This is a genomic window from Nonomuraea sp. NPDC052116, assembly GCF_040680035.1.
Lineage (GTDB): Bacteria > Actinomycetota > Actinomycetes > Streptosporangiales > Streptosporangiaceae > Nonomuraea > Nonomuraea angiospora_A.
Genome location: NZ_JBFAWA010000004.1, coordinates 1 through 17,602, shown reverse-complemented (window position 1 = coordinate 17,602; position 17,602 = coordinate 1). Strand labels below are relative to the sequence as shown.

Below are 17,602 nucleotides of genomic sequence, written 5' to 3'. Positions count from 1 at the left end.
ATCCTCTGAGCACGTCAGTCGCGGTTAGGAGACATGACCATTCTTAGCGAATATGGATTGTTTCGCATACAACGACATTGCGGATGTATGGTCCACGACCGTCTTTTCCAGCGCCAATCAGGTGTTACGTCCATTGTGCCGTTGGTCACAGCCGACTCTCTGCCATCCAGGTAGGCAAGCGCGTGGCCCGCCACCGCCGCCGCGACCAGCGCCGCCAGGGTGACGTCGCAGGCGATCTCGCCCGGCGGATATCCGCCCAACCGGGCGGTGACGATCGGCCACATCGGGTCTCGATCCCGCCGCGTCAGGTCCAGGCAGTGCAGGCACGCCGTCTTCCCAGGGAGGACCAGCGGGCCCACGGTCCCGTGCCCTTCGAAGGCCGAGGCCAGGAGATGCGGGATGCCGAGCGCGGTCAACTCGTTGACCATCACCCCGTCGAGAGGGGCGACGGGTGCGAGTATGACGAGGTCGGGGCGATCCGACTGATCCCCGAGGTAGGGGCCTCCCGCCATCGCGTTGACGGACGGCCGCCGCACGTTCTCGCCGTCCTCGTGCTCCAGGCCATCCCAACGGCTCCCCACCTCCGCGGGCACTGCTGCAGTCCGTGCCGAGCTGGTGGGCTGCGCGCCGTTCGTGGTTCGGGTGGGAGGTGCTGGGCTGGTGGGCTGCCCGCTTTTCATGGTCCGGGCGGAAGGTGCTGGGCTGGTGGGTTGTGCGCCTTCCGTGGTTCGAGTGGAAGGTGCTGAGCCGATGGGCTGCGCCCCTGCCGTGGTTCGAGCGGAGCGGGTGTTCTCACGAGCCCATGTGATGCGGCCGTCTTCCTCGGTTTGGGGGATGCGGGTGCCTTGCGTAGCTCGGGTGGTGCGAGGACCTTTCCCGGCTTGCGGGCGTTGGGGATGGGAGGGCTGGGCTGTTGGGGTTCCTTCGGCGCCGCGGCTGTTTGCGGTGGCGCGAGGGTTCTCACTTGCGCGGGTGGAACCGGCGCTGGCGGTGGGCTGGGCTGGGTTGGTGCCAGTGGTGGCGATGGGTTGGGGCGTGGTGGTGCCGGTGGCCTGGGGTGGGTTGGCGCCGGTGGCGGCCATGGGCTGGGCCGTGGTGGTGCCGACGGTGGTCTGGGGTGGCACGGTGGTGGCGATGGGCTGGGCTGTGGCGGTGCCCACGGTGGGCTGGGGTGGCGCGGTGGCAGTGGGCTGAGATGTGGCGGTGTGGAGGGGGATGGGAGGTGCGGTGGCGGCGGAGGCGGCCGGACTGCGCTGCGCCGTGGGGGTGGGGCCGCCTGAGGTGAGTCGCCGGGCGACCATCGCGGCGCCGACCTCGCGGGGGAGGCCCACCTCCGCCCACGTCAGACCGCCCGGTGTGATGTCGCACGGGCGTGCCGTGGCTGGGTCGAGGATTCGGATGGTGCCGACTCCGGAGGCGGCGAGCAGGGCGGCCACCTGGGCGCCCACCCGGCCCGCCCCATAGACGCGCACCCGCCGCTCGCGGCGGCGGGCGATGAGGCCGATCGCGCCGTCGGGGGCGGTCGAGGCGAGGTCGAGGGCGTCGAGGTCCGGTCGCAGGCGGTCCCGTTCGGCCAGAGAGAGGTCGGCGATCGGTGCGGGACTGGTGGCGGCGTCGTGGAGAGCGCCTTGGGCGGCGAGCTGATCCAGCAGGGATCGGGCGCGGATCTCGTCCAGGCCGGCGGCGGCCGCGTCGCTCAGGACGCACTCCAGGTCGCGGGTGCCGTCGAGGCTCTCTATCCATTGACGGACGGCCTCGGTCAGGCCGCTCAGCATGACGGCCCGGAGAGGGTGGGCGCCGTACTGGAGTGTGTGCTTGTCGCGGATGATGCGCCGGAGGGCGGGCTTCACACGTGGCCTCATGGCGGGAAGGGTTCCATGCAGGAGCAAGATCCCGAGGGGGTTCGGTGATGGCTGTGGATAACTACGGGTCCTGAAGGCGCCTGTGGAAAGCAAGCAGGTCAGAGTACCGATGGGCGGCATATCCGGTTGATGAGGGGCAAGGCCGCCTCCGGTTGGCTCGGGGGGTTGGGGCGGTTGCGGGTGAGCCGTGTGGAGGGGGTCGGAATGTGGCCTCGGACAGTGGCTGTCGGATGGTGTGGTGCGGGTGGCTGGGGCGGGGGAGCGACCCTTGGGGCACGAAAGGGTGGCCTCGGGGTTCCAAACGCAGGGGCGTGACGCGGCCAAGGGGGGCGGGTGAGGGAGATCGCTAGATAAAGGTCTGGTAAATCAAGCTTTCCCGAAAAATGACCGAATGTCGGAAGCTTGAGGGGCCGGAATGAAGATCATTTAGAACGCTCCCATCACCACAAGACCCCGCAAACTACCCCAGAACCAAGACCATCAAGGCTTGGAAGCCGTGCTGAGGTGGGAATCTTCCGTCTGGCCCGTGACCACGGCCTCCACCCGCATGATCAGGCGCTCGACGCCCATCGGGAAACGCCGCATGCCCAAATTCACCGGCTCTTAATCATCTGACCAGCAGAAACAACGTCCACCCTCTGTGGAATTTCGCCAGGGTCGGCTACCGTGCATATGTGCCCCCCGAGACAGTCGAGGTTCGTCGCAGTTCTCGTCGCCGGCGTACGGTCTCCGCCTACCGCGACGGCGACAAGACGATCGTGCTCCTGCCCGCCTGGCTGAGTGGCGATGACGCAGATGAATGGGTGAGCCGGATGCTGGATCGGCTGGCTGCGAAGGAACGCCGACGAAGGCCCACCGACGAGGCGCTGCTCGAACGAGCCAGAGAACTGTCAGCGAAATTCCTCGACGGCATGGCGGAGCCGGCGAGCGTGCGCTGGGTCGACAACCAGCAGCACCGATGGGGTTCGTGCACCCCCGAGAACGGCACGATCAGGATCTCGATCAGGCTCAAGGGCCTGCCCGAATGGGTCATCAACTACGTGATCATCCACGAGCTGGTGCATCTGCTGGTGCCCAGCCACGGTGCCAAGTTCTGGGCGCTGGTAGAACAGTATCCCAAGGCAGAACGCGCGCGCGGGTTTCTGGAGGGATTCTCGGCCGCGGCCCAGACGGCACCGGAGGAGTGTTGACGCGCATCGCCGCGGTCCTGGTACGACAGCGCATGGCACAGGCAGCGCCCCCGGGCGTGGATCCCGCGCGGTTCCTCGAAGCGGTGGCCGAGGACACCTACGAGATGGTCGCGGGGCTGGAGCTCGTCACCCCGGTCCTGATCACCAGCCTTCCCGAGCTGGAGGAGATCGTCTGGCCGGGCACCGAAGTAATCACGATAAAAGACGACGAACCGCTAAAAATCATCCTTCAGCGCCTCAAAGCCGACCAAGTCGCAGTGATCAGCGCGGACGCGCCCGACCTGCCGCCCCTCCTCGTCGGCAAGCTGTTCAGGGAGCTCGGCAGGGCCGAGATCACCATCTGCCCGGCGGAGAACGGCGGCGCCGTGGCCATGGCCTGCGCGCTCCCCCCGCCCACCTGGGCGGACCCCGACCTCGACGACGAGCGGATCGTGGCCACCCTGCGCGCCCAGGCCCCGGGCCCCCGTAAGGTCGCCACCACCCCGGGCTGGCACCGCCTGCGCACCCCCGAAGACGTCGAACGCCTCGACCCCGGCCTGGAAGGCTGGGAGAGCACCAGGGCGCTGATCAGGGCACGGTGAGCTCGGCCAGCACCGCCCGGTGGTCGGTCTTCGGCACGTCGCGCACGCTGACCTCCTTCACCCCCACCCGCTCGTCCACCAGTACGTGGTCGATCGTGATGATCGGCGGCACCCGCTTGTTCGCCGGCCACGTCGGTATCAGCCCGGCCCCAACGGTGTCGGCCGCGTCCTTGTAGCCGCGAGCCAGCAGCCCGCGCAGGGCGGCGTGGTCGAGGGAGGCGTTGAAGTCACCCGCGATGATCCGGATCCGGTCGGGGGAGGTTGAGGGAAAGGCCGCCATGGCCTCGTTCCACTCGATGACCTGGGGCCCGAGCGGCGGGAACGGATGCGCGTCGATGAACTCGATCGGCTTCCCGCCCGGCAGCGAGATCATCGCGGCGGGCATCTGGTGCCCGACCGGCGGCATCACGTTCCACAGCGGCTCCACCGGATGCCTGGAGTAGAGCCCGCTCCCGCCGGCGCTCCACTCGTCCTGCAGCACGCGGTACGGCATCAGCTCCTTGAGCCCGGCCTCGTCGAGGTCGGCGACCGCCCCAGGGGTGAGCTCCTGCGTGCTCAGCACGTCGGGCCGGAACTCACGTACCAGCTTCATGATCGTCGCCGTGTCGGCCCGGCCGAACAGCATGTTGATCGTCATGACCTTCAGCGGCCTGCCCGTGGTGGCCTCCGCCCTGCCCAGAGCCCTGGGCAGCACGCTGAAGCCGAGCGCGGTCGTGGCCAGCAGCGCGACGGCGGTCGCCGCCCGCTTACGCCCGACCGCGGCGATCAGGAGCGGGACCAGCGAGCCGGCCGCGGCGTACGGGGTGGCGGTCATGATCTGCGTGGGCAGCGACCCCCGCTCCAGACCGGCCACCCGCGCCACGGCCCACGCCGCGAACGGGGTCACGGCCAGCCAGGTCAAAGTAGTCGCGGGGAACTTCCGGCGCTTGCGCCCGGGTGTCACGATCGTGCCGCCGACGGCAGAAGTCTCCACGCAGCCCCCTATTTGGAACGACGCAAAGGACTCTAGCCAAACGCGCGTGAGCCCGAGCTAAGAGCCGCCTGTCCACGTGCGGCCAGCCGCCGCGTCGCCTCGTCGGACAGCTCGGGGATCGCGTCCACGGGGAACCAGCGCAGGTCGAGCGACTCGTCGCTGATCACGGCCTCGGCGCCGGGCGGGGCCACGGCCGCGTACTCGACGTCGAGATGCCAGCTGTACGGGGGATGGCACCACACCTCGTGCCTGTCGACCGCGAGCGGCCCGGGCAGCAGCTCAAGCCCGGAAATTCCCGACTCCTCCCATGCTTCCCGCAGAGCAACATCCATGAGCGACATGTCGGAAATCTCGCAGTGGCCACCCATGGGCAGCCACTTCTTGGCCTTCGGATGCAGCGTGAGCAGCACCTGCGTGCCGTCGTGCGACAGCACCGCCGTCGTCGCCGTCAGATGCCCCGGTACGCATTCCCGCAGCATCGCGTCGTCATGCGCCCGCAAATGCTCCAGGAACTCCAGGCGCAACGCCTCTTCCTCGGGCGTGGGCGCGTTCCACGCGGACAGCACCGCCACCGCGTCGCCGTGCAAACTCAACTCTCGTCGCCCTTGTCGCCCTCGTCGTCCGGCTTCGCCTCCAGCTGGGAGATGTCCCAGGCCGCCTCACCGCGTACGAACGCGTCGGGATCGTCGAGGTCGTCGGCCGTCGGCATGAGATCGGGGTGGCCCCACAGCGCGTCGCGGCCCTCGAGCCCGCGCTCGCTCTCCAGCGCGCGCCACAGCGCCGCCGCCTCACGCAGCCGCCGGGGCCGCAGCTCCAGCCCCACCAGCGTGCCGAACGTCAGCTCCGCGGGCCCACCGGTCGCGCGCCGCCGGCGTACGGTCTCCGCCAGCGCCACGGCGGAGGGCAGCTTGCCCTCGGCGGCCTGGTCGACCACGGTGGCCACCCACCCCTCGACCAGGGCGAGCATCGTCTCCAGCCGCGCCAGGGCGGCCTTCTGCCGCTCGGTCTCCTCGGGCTTGAGCAGGTTGCCCCCGCTCAGCGCCTCCTGGATCGCCTGGGGATTGTTGATGTCGAGACCGCGGATCTGCTCCTCGAGCGCCGAGGTGTCGACGGTGATGCCCTTGGCGTATTCCTCGACCGCGCCCAGCAGGTGGGAGCGCAGCCACGGGACGTGCTGGAACAGCCGGTGGTGCGCGGCCTCGCGCAGCGCCAGGTAGAGCCGGATCTCGTCGGCCGGGATCTCCAGGCCCTCGCTGAACGAGGCGATGCCCCCGGGCAGCAGCGCGGCCGTGTCGGACAGCGGCAGGCCGATGTCGGTGGTGCCGACCACCTCGCGGGCCAGCGAGCTGATCGCCTGCCCGATCTGCTGGCCGACCATCATGCCGCCCATCTGCTTGAGCATGCCGAGCAGCGGGCCGGCCATCTGCTGGGCCTCGGGAGGCAGCCCGGATCCGCCGAGCGCGCCGCCCATGGTCTCGACCATGCGCTCCGCGATCGGCTCGCAGAGCTTGCGCCAGACCGGGATGGTGTTCTCGATCCACTCGGACCGGCTCCAGGCCTGCGGGTTGGACACGCCGCTCGGCAGCGTCGTCGCCTCGTTCAGCCACAGGTCGGCCAGGCTCAGCGCGTCGACGATCTGACGGCGCTCGCCTTCCATGACGCTCGGATCGCCTTGGGCGACCACGGCGTGCCGGGCGATGTTCTTCGCCATGTCCCAGTTGACAGGGCCTGAACCCTGAGGCGCCGACAGCATGTCGGCGAACTGGCGCATCGCCTGAGCCATCTGCTCAGGGTTGCCGAACATGGCGAACGGGTTCTCGTTAGGGTCGTTTTCGCGACCTGGCAGGTCAGTCACCGCTCTACCTCGTGCAGGATGGAGGAGTCCACATCCGCCACGTTAGTCGTCCTACGGCGGATCAGTGCAAAGTGAGGACCTGGTGCCTACCTCGAAACGCCCGAGCCAACCCGTAGTAGCCGTCACCGGAGCGGCCTCCGGCATAGGCCGAGAGCTGCTCGCGAGGCTCGTATCCTCCGCGGATTTCCGCAGGGTGGTGGCCATTGACGAGGAGCGCGGTGATGTCGGGGAAGCCACGTGGAGAGTGATCGACGTACGGGATCCGCTCTTGGCGAACCGGATCTCCGACATCGACGTCCTGGTCCATCTGGCCGGTGACTACGCCGTCGACTCCGACCCGTCCGAGCGGCGCGCGTACAATCTGCGGGCCGCCCAGACGGTGCTGACCGCCTGCGCGGCGGCGCGCGTGCGGCGTGTGGTGCTGGTCACGAGCGCGATGGTGTACGGCGCCGCGCCCGACAACGAGGTGCCCCTGCCTGAAGACGCCCCCGTGGCGGCCGAGCCCGACACCGGCGTCGTGGGCGACTACCTGGAGATCGAGTCCCTGGTACGCCGGTCGCTGCGCAGCCACCCCGGCCTGGAGGTCACCGTGCTGCGCCCGGCCGCGGTCGTCGGCCCGGGAGTGGACACCGTCATCACCCGTCACTTCGAGTCGCCCAGGCTCCTGACGGTCAAGGGCTGCAACCCGCGCTGGCAGTTCTGCCACATCGACGACCTGGTCTCGGCGCTCGACCTGGCCGCCCGCGGTGTCGTCACGGGCGTGGTCGCCGTCGGCTCCGACGGATGGATGGAGCAGGAGCAGGTCGAGGAGCTGTCGAGCATCCGCAGGTTCGAGCTGCCCGCGGGGCTGACGTTCAGCACGGCCCAGCGCCTCCACCGGCTCGGCATCACCCCGGCCCCGGCGACCGACCTGCACTACGTCGTCTACCCGTGGGTCGTCGACTGCACGGCGCTGCGCGAGGCGGGCTGGAAGCCCTCGTGGACGAACGAGGCCGCGTTCGAGGAGCTCCTGGAGCTGCGCGAGAACAGGACGACAGTGGTCGGCCGGCGCCTGCCCGTCAAGGAGGCCACGCTCACCGCGGCCGGCGCCACCGTGGCCGTCATCGGCACCGCCGCGATCGTCCGCCAGGTGCGCAAGAAGCGGCGCGGCTGAGAAATCCGCCGTCAACCCGGCCTTGACCAGGTACGACGGCGTTTCGGGAGTCCAGCGGGCGGATTTCTTGTTGGTAGGCTCTTTGCGTGGACGTCATCCGGTTGCTCGGCATTCGTGATACCGCGCTCTCCGTCGACGAGGTGCTGGCCGCCGTGGGCGACCACGCCGCCGGCGGCACCGCCCTCTTCGTGGGCACCGTGCGCGAGCAGGACCACGGAAAACCGGTGACCAGGCTCTCCTACTCGGCCCACCCCTCGGCGGAGGCCGAGCTGCGGCAGGTCGCCGAGAAGGTGGCCGCCGACTTCCCCGTGACGGCGCTGGCCGCCGTCCACCGCGTGGGCGACCTGGAGCTGGGCGAGGCGGCCGTCATCGTCGCGGTGGCCGCACCCCACAGGGACGAGGCGTTCAGGGCTTCGAGACGGTTGATCGACGACCTGAAGGCAAACGTCCCCATCTGGAAACACCAGGTGTTCGCCGACGGTGAGACCGAATGGGTCGGCGCCGGCGAATAAGCTCATCGACATGTCACGACGCGCCCTGACCCTTCTGCTCGCGGGATTCCTTGTGCTCGCGCTCGGCGTCGTGGGCGCGTTCAGTCCGGTCCCGTACGTCGTGCTGAGCCCCGGCCCGACCGAGAACACGATCGGCGAGGTCGACAAGAAGCCCGTGATCTCGATCAAGGGGCGGGAGACCTACCCGACCAGCGGCGCGCTGAGCCTGGTCACGGTGGCCTACCAAGGCGGCCCGGCCGCTCAGATCGACCTGCTGACGGCGTTGCGCGGCTGGATCGACCCGACCGTGGCGGTGGTCCCGCAGGAGACCATCTTCGCTCCCAACCGCGACCCCAAGGAGGTCGAGGAGGAGAACACGGTCGAGATGACCAACTCCCAGGACTCCGCCAGGGCCGCCGCCCTCAGCGAGCTCAAGATCCCCTTCAACATGGTCGTGACCGTGGTCTCCACGGAAAAGGGCCGGCCCGCCGACGGCAAGCTGTTGAAGGGCGACGAGATCAACTCCGTGGACGGCAAGCCCGCGAAGGACGTCGACGTCGTGGGTGACGCGGTCAAGGCGCACAAGCCGGGCGACAACGTGGCCTTCTCCGTCACCAGGGGAGGCCAGAAGCTCGACGTCACCGTGCCCACCGTGGCCGGACCCAAGGGGCAGACCCTCGTGGGTGTGGTCATGCAGGCCAAGTACAAGTTCCCGTTCGACGTCGACATCAACGTCGGCGACGTCGGCGGGCCGAGCGCGGGGCTGATGTTCTCGCTCGGCATAGTCGACAAGCTGACGCCGGGTGAGATCACCGGCGGCAAGCGGATCGCCGGCACCGGCACGATCCAGCCGTCGGGCGAGGTCGGCGCGATCGGCGGCATCGCCCAGAAGATGGTGGGCGCGAAAGACTCCGGCGCGACGGTCTTCCTGACGCCCGCCGACAACTGCGCCGAGGCCATGCAAGCCGTGCCCGACGGGCTCCGGCTGGTCAGGGCCGACACGCTGCATGACGCGGTGCTCGCGCTCGACGCGCTGCGCACGGGTAAGGGAAACGTGCCCGCGTGCGAGACCGGATGAAACTTCTGGAGCTCGCCGTGCGTTAGCCGTAGGGCTGGCACTGCGGTGTAAGTTGCCAGACACGGACCGTTTCTTCATCACGACGAGGGGTTGGCCTTGAGCTTCCGGACCCCAGGAGCCGGTAGGGCGATGCGCTTGCCCCGCCGTCCGAGACTGCTTCTGCCTGTGGCGATCGCTCTGGTGGCGATCGTGGCGCTATTTTTCCTATTTTCCGGTATTTATACCGACTATCTATGGTTTGACGCGGCCAAGTACACGTCGATCTTCACCGGCGTCCTGCTGACCGAGATCGTGCTGTTCCTGGTCGGCGCGCTGCTGATGGTCGGCATCGCGGGCGGCAACATGCTGCTGGCCTTCCGGACGCGGCCGATGTTCGGACCGGCGATGTTCGGCGGGGGCAGCGGCGCCGACCGCTACCGCATGGCGCTCGACCCCCACCGCAAGCTGATCTTCATCGTCGGCATGGGCCTGCTCGCCCTCTTCTCCGGCTCCTCCTTCGCCGGCCAGTGGGAGACGTGGCTGAAGTTCGTCAACGGCGAGTCGTTCGGCAAGCAGGACACGCTGTTCGGGCTGGACATCTCGTTCTACGTGTTCGACTATCCGTTCATCCGGATGGTGCTGAACTTCCTGTTCACCGCCGTGATCATCTCGATCGTGCTGGCGGCGATCACGCACTACCTGTACGGCGGGTTCCGGCTGCAGTCCCCGGGCGTGCACGCCTCCAGGGCGGCCCGCGTCCACCTGTCGGTGCTGCTCGGCGTCTTCGTCCTGCTGAAAGCCGTCGCCTACTGGGTCGACCGCTACGGTCTGGTCTTCTCCGACCGCGGGTTCGTCCACGGCGCGTCCTACACCGACGTCAACGCCGTCCTGCCGGCCAAGACCATCCTCGCGATCATCGCGCTGATCTGCGCCGCACTGTTCTTCGCCGGCATCTTCCGGCCCGGCGGCATGCTCCCCGGCGTCTCGGCCGGCCTGCTCGTGCTCTCGGCCATCCTGATCGGCGGCGTCTACCCGGCGCTGGTCGAGCAGTTCCAGGTCAAGCCCAACCAGCAGGGCAAGGAAGCGGCCTACATCCAGCGCAACATCAACGCCACGCGCGAGGCGTACAACATCGACAAGACCGAGGTCGAAAACTACAACGCCGAGTCCGACCCGTCCAAGGTCCAGAAGGGGGGCGACGCCTCCGTCTCCGGCGTCCGGCTGCTCGACCCGGCGCTGCTGTCCTCGACGTACGAGCAGACGCAGCGCATCCGCGGTTTCTACAACTTCGGCGACACGCTCGACGTCGACCGCTACCCCGACAGCACCGGCAAGCTGGTCGACCATGTCGTCGGCGTGCGGGAGATGACCGGTCCGCCCGAGGGCCAGAACAACTGGATCAACCGGGCCCTGGTCTACACGCACGGCTACGGCTTCGTCGCCGCGCCGGGCAACCAGGTCGACGGCGGTGGCCTGCCCAACTACGACGCCAAGGACATGCCGGTCACCGGCCCTCTGGCGACCACCACCGGGCTGCGCCAGCCGCGCATCTACTTCGGCGAGGAGCCGGCCGCCGAGGAGTACATCATCGCGGGCGGCAACCCGAAGACGAAGGAGCTCGACTACCCGCAGACGGGCGGCACGGGCCAGGCCGACAACATCTACGACGGCAAGGGCGGCGTCCGCGTCGGCTCGTTCCTCAACAGGCTCGTCTACGCCGCCAAGTACGGCGAGGCGAACATCCTGCTGTCGGGCGACGTCAACGACAACTCCCAGATCCTGTACGTGCGCAACCCGCGCGACAGGGTCCAGAAGGTCGCGCCCTTCCTCACGCTCGACGGCAACCCCTACCCGGCGATCGTCGACGGGCGCATCACCTGGATCCTCGACGGCTACACCACGTCCAACGACTACCCGTACTCGCAGAGCGAGAGCCTCGGCGACATGACGCGCGACGCGTCCACCGACCGCCGCGTGATCGCCCAGCAGCCGAGCGACAAGGTCAACTACATCCGCAACTCCGTCAAGGCCACGGTCGACGCCTACGACGGCACGGTCACGCTCTACGGCTGGGACACCAACGACCCGCTGCTCAAGACCTGGAGCAAGGCGTTCCCGGGGGTCATCCGCCCGGCCTCGGAGATGAGCGCCGACCTGCGCAACCACGTCCGCTACCCCGAAGACCTGTTCAAGGTGCAGCGCTACACGCTGTCGCGCTACCACATCACCAACCCGGCCGCCTTCTACAACGGCCAGGACTTCTGGAACGTCCCGGGCGACCCCACGCAGAACGACAAGAACATCAAGCAGCCGCCCTACTACCTGACCACCACGATGCCGGGCGGCACGCCGACGTTCTCGCTGACGACGACGTTCGTGCCACGGCAGGGGAGCGCCAACCTGTCGGCGTTCATGGCGGTCGACTCGTCGGCCGGCTCCGGCTACGGCCGGCTGCGCATCCTGCGCATGCCGTCCAACACGCCCATCCCGGGCCCAGGACAGGTGCAGAACGCCTTCCAGAGCCGCCTCGCCGGTCAGCTCAACGTGATGGGCGTGGGTAGCTCGTCGCTCCGGTACGGCAACCTGCTGACGCTGCCGTACGCGGGCGGCCTGCTCTACGTCGAGCCGGTGTACGTCCAGGTGGCCGCGGGCGGTGGCCAGGAGCCGTACCCGATCCTGCAGCGGGTCCTGGTGTCGTACGGCAACAAGATCGGCGTCGGGCCGGACCTGGAGAAGGCGCTCGCGGAGGTCTTCGGCGGCCAGCAACAGCAGCCGAACACCCCCACCGAGCAGAACGTCCCCAACCAGGCCAACACGGCGATCAACTCGGCGATCGCCAACGCCAAGAAGGCGTACGAGGACGCGCAGAAGGCCCTGCAGTCCAGTCCGCCCAACTGGGATGCCTACGGCGAGGCGCAGAAGCGGCTGGAGGAGGCGCTGAAGGCGCTGGAAGGGGCCAACGCCCAGCAGCCCAAGCCCTCGGCGACCCCGTCGGCCACTCCATCCGCCAGTCCGTCGGTCTCGCCGTCGGCCACGCCTTCCGTCTCGCCATCGCCTACGGGATCGCAAGCGGCGGGCACGTCCTAGCGCAATCGGTTTGCGCCCACCCCGCGTCGCCCACTAGTCTTTAAAGGCAACAACGCGACGCGGGGTGGAGCAGTTCGGTAGCTCGCTGGGCTCATAACCCAGAGGTCGCAGGTTCAAATCCTGCCCCCGCTACCAGTCCAGAAGCCCGGGCTCCTTAATCGGAGTCCGGGCTTTTGCTATTGGTCCCACAGGGGTCCGGGGATGCGTTCCACGACCTGCGTGGGGCGTCCGCGGCCCTTCCTCAAGGCGCGGCGGGCAGTTCGGGGTCGGCGTTGGTCAAAGCACTGTCGCGGGCCCTGTATAGTTATATCCAGAGACACCGACGCGGGGTGGAGCAGTTCGGTAGCTCGCTGGGCTCATAACCCAGAGGTCGCAGGTTCAAATCCTGTCCCCGCTACCAAGCCAGAGTCCCTGGTCACCGGAGAGATCCGGAGACCAGGGACTCTGTCGTTTCCGGCCTTGCCGCCGTCGCCCGGCGAATGATTACATCATTACATGAGTGAACCCACCCTTTACGACTGGGCCGGCGGCACTGAGGCGTTCGAGCGGCTGACCGAAGCGTTCTACCGCACGGTCGTCAAGGACGACCTGATCGGCCCGCTGTTCGCGCACATGGACCCCGATCACCCCAAATACGTGGCGATGTGGCTCAGCGAGGTCTTCGGCGGCCCCGACCGGTACACCAAGGAGCGCGGCGGCTACCCGAACATGCTCCGCCACCACCTCGGCAAGGCCATCACCGAGCCCCAGCGCCGCAGGTGGGTGAATCTCCTCATGGACGCGGCCGACGAAGTGGGGCTGCCTGACGACCCTGAGTTCAGGGCGGCGTTCGCCGGCTACGTCGAATGGGGCACCAGGCTGGCCAGGCACAACTCCGCGCCGGACGCCACGCCTCCGCTCGAGGCTCCCGTGCCCCACTGGGGCTGGGGGGTCGCGCCGCCGTACCAGCCGTAATCTGGAGGAATGGGGAGCACGTCCCGCGGGAGGCTGCGCGTTCACCTGGGTGCGGCGCCCGGCGTGGGCAAGACGTACGACATGCTGAGCGAGGCGCACCGCGCCCGCGAACGTGGCAAGGACGTGGTCGTGGGCTTCGTCGAGACCCACGGCCGCGCCAGGACGGCCAGCCTGCTCGACGGACTCGAGGTCCTGCCGAGGCGGACGATGACCTACCGCGGCGCGACGTTCACCGAGCTGGACGTCGATGCCGTCATCGCCCGCGCCCCCACCGTGGCGCTGATCGACGAGCTCGCCCACACGAACGTTCCCGGCTCCCGCAACGTCAAGCGCTGGCAGGACATCGACGAAGTGCTCGACGCTGGCATCGACGTCGTCTCCACCCTCAACATCCAGCACCTCGAATCCCTCAACGACGTGGTCGAGCAGATCACCGGCGTGTCGCAGCGGGAGACCGTGCCCGACGAGGTGGTGCGCCGTGCCGACCAGATCGAGCTCGTCGACATGGCGCCCGAGGCGCTACGCCGGCGGATGGCACACGGGAACGTCTACCCGCCCGATCGCGTCGACGCCGCGCTGGCCAACTACTTCCGCGTCGGAAATCTGACCGCCTTGAGGGAGATCGCCCTGATCTGGCTGGCGGACAAGGTGGACGAGCAACTCGACCAATATCGCGCCGACCATGCCATAGCGGGCACCTGGGAGGCCCGCGAGCGCGTGGTGGTCGCCGTCACCGGAGGCCCGGAAGGGGACACGCTCATCCGCCGGGCGGCGCGCATCGCGGCCAGGAGCAAGGGGGCCGATCTGCTGGCCGTGCACGTCACGAGCGCTGACGGCCTGACCTCCGGCGGCGACCCCGCGAACCTGGTGCACCAGCGGGCCCTCGTCGAGGCCCTCGGCGGGTCCTACCACCAGGTGGTCGGCGACGACATCCCGCACGCGCTGCTGGAGTTCGCCCGTGGTGTGAACGCCACCCAGCTCGTGCTGGGCGCGTCGCGCAGGGGACGGCTCGCGCAGATCGTCGCGCGCGGCGTGGGTGTGACGACGACGGCGCTGTCCGGGCCGATCGACGTGCACATGGTGACGCACGAGGCGACCAGGACGGGCCGCGGGCGGGCGCGGTCGAGCGCCGCGCTGACGCGCCGGCGGCGGCTGTCCGGCTGGGGGCTGGCGCTGCTCGGGCCGCCGCTGCTCACGGCCGCGCTCCAGCCGCTGGGCCTGTCGCTGCCCAGCGAGATCCCGCTCTTCCTGCTGCTGGTCGTCGGGGTGGCCCTGGTGGGCGGCATGTGGCCGGCGTTGACGGCGGCGGTGCTCGGGTTCGGGCTGCTCAACTGGTTCTTCACGCCGCCGCTGCACACGTTGACGATCGCCGAGCCGCAGAACGTGCTCGCGCTGACCACGTTCGTGCTGGTGGCGGTCATGGTCAGCACGGTCGTCGACCTGGCGGCCAGGCGCAGCAGGGAAGCGGCGCGCTCGCGGGCGGACGCCGAGGTGCTGTCCACGCTGGCGGGTCATGTGCTGAGGGGCGACGCCGCGCTGCCGTCGCTGCTGGCCAGGACGCGGGAGACGTTCGGGTTCGGCTCGGTGACCCTGCTGGAGCGTACGGACGACTGGCACATCGTCGCGACCTCGGGCGGCGTGCCGTGCACGAGCCCGGGTACGGCCGACACCGACGTCGTGATCGATGAACGGCTCGTGCTCGCCGCCCGGGGACGCCTGCTGGACGCGAGCGACCGGCGGGTGCTGGAGGCGTTCGCGGCGGAGGCGGCGGTCGCCCTGCGCGAGCAGCGGCTGCGCGAGGCGGCCGAGCAGGCCGAGCCGCTGGCCGAGGCCGACAGGATGCGCACCGCTCTGCTGGCCGCCGTCAGCCACGACCTGCGTACGCCGCTCGCCTCGGCCAAGGCGGCGGTCGAGAGCCTGCGCAGCACCGACGTGACCTGGTCGGACGAGGACCGCGGCGAGCTGCTGGCCACTGCCGACGAGTCGCTGATCAAGCTGGACCGTCTCGTCGCGAACCTCCTCGACATGAGCCGCCTCCAGGCAGGCGTGCTCGGCGTGAACCTGGAGCCCGTGGCGATCGAGGACGTGCTGCCGCACGCCATCGACGACCTCGGACCGCTACGCGACCAGATCCGCAGCGACCTGCCGCCCATCGTCCCCGAGATCATGGCCGACCCCGCCCTGCTGGAGCGCGTGCTCGTCAACGTCATGTCGAACGCCGTCCGCTACAGCCCCGACGGCGAGCCCGTGGTCGTCAACGCCAGCTGGCACGGCGACAACGTGGAGATCCGCATCATCGACCGGGGCCCCGGCATTCCGCCCGAAGCGCATGAAAGGGTGTTCATGCCGTTCCAGCGGCTCGGCGACCGCGCCAGTCACACGGGCGTGGGGCTCGGCCTGGCGCTCTCGCGCGGCCTCACCGAGGCGATGGGCGGCACGCTCGTGCTGGAGGACACGCCCGGAGGGGGACTGACCATGACCGTCTCGCTGCGGAGACACACGTGACCCGCGTGCTGGTGGTGGACGACGAGCCGCAGATCCTGCGTGCGCTGCGCGTCAACCTGGCCGCCCGGCAGTACGAGGTGGCCGTCGCGGCCGACGGCGGCTCGGCGCTGCGCCAGGCCGCCGAGTGGCATCCCGACCTGGTCATCCTCGATCTCGGGCTGCCCGATCTGGACGGCGTGGAGGTCATCGAGGGCCTGCGCGGCTGGACCGCCGTGCCGATCATCGTCCTCTCGGGGCGCGCGGACAGCACCGACAAGGTGGACGCGCTCGACGCCGGCGCCGACGACTACGTGACGAAGCCGTTCAGCATCGACGAGCTGCTCGCCCGCGTCCGCGCGGTGACCCGCCGCACGGGCCAGCACGAAGAGGAGGCCGCCACGGTGCGGCTGGGCGATCACGTGATCGACCTCTCCAGCAAGACGATCTCGGGAGGGGTACGGCTGACGCCCACGGAGTGGCACTTCCTGGAGATCCTGCTGCGTAACCCGGGCAAGCTGATCAGCCAGCGCCAGCTGCTGCGAGAGGTCTGGGGAGACTCCTACCTCAAGGAGACGCACTACCTGCGCCAGTACATGGCCCAGCTCCGGCGCAAGCTCGAACGGGACCCTGCCCGTCCGGTGCATCTGCTGACCGAGTCGGGGATGGGCTACCGGTTCCAGCCGTCGGCTTCCTCCGAGTAGCAGTGGGCTGACGGCTTGACGAGCATCACGACCGCTCGCTGCACGGCCCAGCCCAGGAGCAGGATCCCGAAGGCCACCTGCACGGCCCGCATCCAGAGGGAAGAGGTCTGATCGGCATAAATCACGACGCCGACCCACATCAGGCCGAATATCCCGACTAGTGCGACTGCCGCCCAGTTCAACCCGCGCTGCCACATATGCGAAGTCTTACAGCCGGTCAGCCAAGGCCGGGTATGGGCCGAGTGCTCATCGGGTCAGCGGCTAATGCGGGAGGGTCCGCCTCATGCCGACGCACCGGCGCAGGCGCATTCCGCGCGGGCGCTGGGGGACGGACTCCTCCAGGCAGGCGAGCAGCAGGGCCGCTGTACGGGCGTCCGCCAGGATGCGCTGCACGGCCTCGCCGTCCTCCGGCATCTGGCCGCGCTCGGACAGCTCGTGCTTGAGGAACGCCATGGGGTCGGGCGCGTCCGCGATGTCGGCCGCCACCGTCGCCCGCGCCGCCGTGAGCAGACGCAGGTAGTGGGTACGGAGTACGGCCTCGCGCATACGGGCGTGTTCGAGGTCGTCGATCAGGGTCCTTGCGATTCTCAGCAGGTCTCCGGCATGGGTCGCCTCGTCGGCGAGGAAGGCACGGATGTCGTCGAACTCCGAGCGGGTCATAGCGGGCACCTCCGAGAGCGCAGTCTGCTCGTAGGTACTTCGTACCTGGCAGCGATTGCGGATGACTTGCCGACGGCTTGACAGCTGGGGCGCCGACCTGGGTGTCCTTGGTGAGGTTTGGGCGTTGCGTGGTGAGGGAACAACCACGTGATTACCTGAGTGGCGCGAAGTGGGTGCGTCGGGCTGCTAGAGTTGCTTCGCGCAGGGCGGCCGAGGGAGTCCACAGAGACTCCCGGAGACGCCCGGCAAATCCCACTTACTTCGAAGGTCGCCCTTCGGTGGATTCGCACCGATTCGGAAGGCCTGGTAAGTTAGAGGGGTTGTCCCGGAAACGGGGCGGGTCTTAATTCCAGCAGGTCGAGCAAGTCGGGTCAATTTGACAGGGACTTGAACGGCTGAAAGAATAAAGACACAACGAAATGAACGCCTCCGAGCGAAAGACCGGAACGGTTTTGAGCGAGGAAGTACGCGTCCGTTTCTTGAGAACTCAACAGTGTGTTAAAAGCCAGTGCATGAGATACACATGCATATCCCCGTCATTTATGACGGAAATT

General features: G+C 68.7%; 15 protein-coding genes and 2 tRNA genes. 11 read left to right on the top strand and 6 right to left on the bottom strand.

Features of this window, described 5'->3' with window-relative positions; translation table 11 throughout:
• Positions 1-14 precede the first annotated feature (14 nt).
• Positions 15-1,862, bottom strand: coding sequence for a hypothetical protein (locus AB0L65_RS08170; RefSeq protein WP_364241872.1), 1,848 nt, complete (start codon positions 1,860-1,862; stop codon positions 15-17).
• A 674-nt stretch (positions 1,863-2,536) separates the two neighbouring features.
• On the opposite strand from AB0L65_RS08170, the gene AB0L65_RS08165 reads away from it, so the two are divergent.
• Positions 2,537-3,052, top strand: a complete 516-nt coding sequence (locus AB0L65_RS08165) for a M48 family metallopeptidase (protein ID WP_364241870.1) — start codon at positions 2,537-2,539, stop codon at positions 3,050-3,052.
• The gene (locus AB0L65_RS08160) at positions 3,049-3,633 is read left to right on the top strand and encodes a hypothetical protein (protein WP_364241868.1); all 585 of its coding nucleotides are present in this window, start codon (positions 3,049-3,051) and stop codon (positions 3,631-3,633) included. Before AB0L65_RS08165 ends, AB0L65_RS08160 begins: the two co-directional genes overlap by 4 nt.
• Here the strand turns inward: AB0L65_RS08160 and AB0L65_RS08155 are convergent.
• Genes AB0L65_RS08155 through AB0L65_RS08145 form a run of 3 tightly spaced genes read right to left on the bottom strand, consistent with a single transcriptional unit; the run spans position 3,620 to position 6,410 of the window.
• Complete coding sequence (locus tag AB0L65_RS08155) at positions 3,620-4,606, bottom strand: endonuclease/exonuclease/phosphatase family protein (protein ID WP_364241865.1); 987 nt, start codon at positions 4,604-4,606, stop codon at positions 3,620-3,622. The two genes, AB0L65_RS08160 and AB0L65_RS08155, sit on opposite strands and share 14 nt — an antisense overlap.
• Before the next feature lie 32 nt (positions 4,607-4,638).
• Positions 4,639-5,199: an NUDIX domain-containing protein gene (locus AB0L65_RS08150; protein ID WP_364241863.1), complete on the bottom strand. Its 561-nt coding sequence runs from the start codon at positions 5,197-5,199 to the stop codon at positions 4,639-4,641.
• Entirely contained in the window at positions 5,196-6,410 is a 1,215-nt protein-coding gene (locus tag AB0L65_RS08145) for a zinc-dependent metalloprotease (protein WP_357733687.1), read from the bottom strand. The genes AB0L65_RS08150 and AB0L65_RS08145 overlap by 4 nt, the downstream gene beginning before the upstream one ends.
• A gap of 130 nt (positions 6,411-6,540) precedes the next feature.
• Here AB0L65_RS08145 and AB0L65_RS08140 point away from each other — a divergent pair, with 130 nt between their 5' ends.
• From AB0L65_RS08140 to AB0L65_RS08100, 9 genes are all read left to right on the top strand, one after another.
• Positions 6,541-7,614, top strand: coding sequence for an NAD-dependent epimerase/dehydratase family protein (locus tag AB0L65_RS08140; RefSeq protein ID WP_350726185.1), 1,074 nt, complete (start codon positions 6,541-6,543; stop codon positions 7,612-7,614).
• Positions 7,615-7,700: 86 nt separating this feature from the next.
• The gene (locus AB0L65_RS08135; RefSeq protein WP_364241860.1) at positions 7,701-8,126 is read left to right on the top strand and encodes a molybdenum cofactor biosynthesis protein MoaE; all 426 of its coding nucleotides are present in this window, start codon (positions 7,701-7,703) and stop codon (positions 8,124-8,126) included.
• A gap of 10 nt (positions 8,127-8,136) precedes the next feature.
• The gene (locus AB0L65_RS08130) at positions 8,137-9,183 is read left to right on the top strand and encodes a PDZ domain-containing protein (RefSeq protein ID WP_364241858.1); all 1,047 of its coding nucleotides are present in this window, start codon (positions 8,137-8,139) and stop codon (positions 9,181-9,183) included.
• A gap of 129 nt (positions 9,184-9,312) precedes the next feature.
• Positions 9,313-12,249: a UPF0182 family protein gene (locus AB0L65_RS08125; RefSeq protein WP_364241856.1), complete on the top strand. Its 2,937-nt coding sequence runs from the start codon at positions 9,313-9,315 to the stop codon at positions 12,247-12,249.
• Between the two features lie 58 nt (positions 12,250-12,307).
• Positions 12,308-12,384: transfer RNA gene (locus AB0L65_RS08120), tRNA-Met, on the top strand.
• 188 nt (positions 12,385-12,572) lie between these two features.
• Positions 12,573-12,649, top strand: a tRNA-Met gene (locus AB0L65_RS08115).
• A gap of 95 nt (positions 12,650-12,744) precedes the next feature.
• On the top strand, positions 12,745-13,203 hold the full coding sequence (locus AB0L65_RS08110) for a group II truncated hemoglobin (RefSeq protein WP_364241853.1): 459 nt from the start codon (positions 12,745-12,747) through the stop codon (positions 13,201-13,203).
• A gap of 9 nt (positions 13,204-13,212) precedes the next feature.
• Positions 13,213-15,708: a DUF4118 domain-containing protein gene (locus tag AB0L65_RS08105; RefSeq protein ID WP_364241851.1), complete on the top strand. Its 2,496-nt coding sequence runs from the start codon at positions 13,213-13,215 to the stop codon at positions 15,706-15,708.
• A complete protein-coding gene (locus AB0L65_RS08100; protein WP_364241849.1) occupies positions 15,705-16,388 on the top strand; it encodes a response regulator in 684 nt (227 codons plus the stop codon). The genes AB0L65_RS08105 and AB0L65_RS08100 overlap by 4 nt, the downstream gene beginning before the upstream one ends.
• On the opposite strand, the gene AB0L65_RS08095 is transcribed toward AB0L65_RS08100, so the two are convergent.
• Positions 16,355-16,528 (bottom strand): hypothetical protein, encoded by a 174-nt coding sequence (locus tag AB0L65_RS08095; RefSeq protein ID WP_364241847.1) that lies wholly within the window; start codon positions 16,526-16,528, stop codon positions 16,355-16,357. The genes AB0L65_RS08100 and AB0L65_RS08095 overlap by 34 nt on opposite strands.
• Positions 16,529-16,649: 121 nt before the next feature.
• Positions 16,650-17,048 (bottom strand): hypothetical protein, encoded by a 399-nt coding sequence (locus tag AB0L65_RS08090; protein WP_363971073.1) that lies wholly within the window; start codon positions 17,046-17,048, stop codon positions 16,650-16,652.
• Positions 17,049-17,602: the final 554 nt, after the last annotated feature.